We start from the raw sequence: 1,025 nt of genomic DNA on the forward strand, positions 1-1,025 counted from the left end.
TGTGTAAACCCACTACGTTGTTCAGTGGAAGCGGAGCGCGGCTGATGGGAGGCCGGTAGCCGAGGCTGGCATGAGGCCTGTGCCAGTTATATCGGTGCAGCCACGGCAGCAGATGGGCGGCGCGTTGCTCGGAGTTTTCGTAGCTGCGTGCATATGCCCACTCACGCAGGCTGGTCTGGATGAAGCGTTCAGCCTTGCCATTGGTGCGCGGTGTGTAGGGCTTGGTCCAGAGATGGCGCAAGCCAAGTCTGTGCACCAGGCGGCGGAAGCGCTTGGATCGGTAGCAGACGCCGTTGTCGGTCATGATGCGACTAACCCGTATACCGAGGCTTCGGTAGTAGCGCAGCGCCTGCAGAAGCGCGCGGCTGGCGCTGGTGCCGCGCTCATCAGGATGCAAGGAGCTAAACGCTATTCGACTGGCATCATCGATGGCCACATGGACGAACTCCCAGCCCGCACCGTCCGAGTTCTGCTGACGGTTGCCCGTCACGCGGTGGCCGGGTTGGCGGAAGCGCCCCAACTTCTTGATGTCCAGATGCAGCAGATCACCGGGCTTCGCGTACTCGTAGCGCAGCACCGGTGGGGCAGGCTCCAGTTCTGCCAGGCGATGCAAACCGAGCTGTCTGAGGCGACGCGCCACCGTGCTGACGGCCAAACCCAGGTCGTCGGCTATCTGTCGATAGGTTCTGCGTGCCCGACGCTGCTCGACAAGGCTATCAAGCAGAGCGTCCGGGGTGGCATGCGGGCAGAACCGCGGTCGCGACGAACGATCTTGCAGGCCGGCCTCACCTTCCTCTCGAAAACGCTTGAGCCACTTGTAGGCCGTCCGAACGCTTACGCCTGCAGCTTGTGCGGCATCTTCGACACGTAAACCTTGCTCGATACGTTGAACAAGAAGGGCTCGACCGCGAGGTGTAAGGCGGGCATGTTTATGCAGGTTCATCCGGGGCTCCTGGAAGGCATGGTTGGTCGCACTTCCAGAATTCCGGGTATGCCCCGGATGAACAACCTACTGAGAGATCACA

General features: G+C 61.5%; 1 protein-coding gene. It reads right to left on the minus strand.

The genetic code is table 11. The features are described 5' to 3' along the window. Nucleotides 1-943 (minus strand): IS481 family transposase (locus L3N39_RS18845; RefSeq protein ID WP_237258963.1); only part of this gene is annotated, 943 nt, incomplete at its 3' end. Nucleotides 944-1,025 lie beyond the last annotated feature (82 nt).

The organism is Pseudomonas oligotrophica (genome assembly GCF_021726475.1).
Lineage (GTDB): Bacteria > Pseudomonadota > Gammaproteobacteria > Pseudomonadales > Pseudomonadaceae > Stutzerimonas > Stutzerimonas oligotrophica.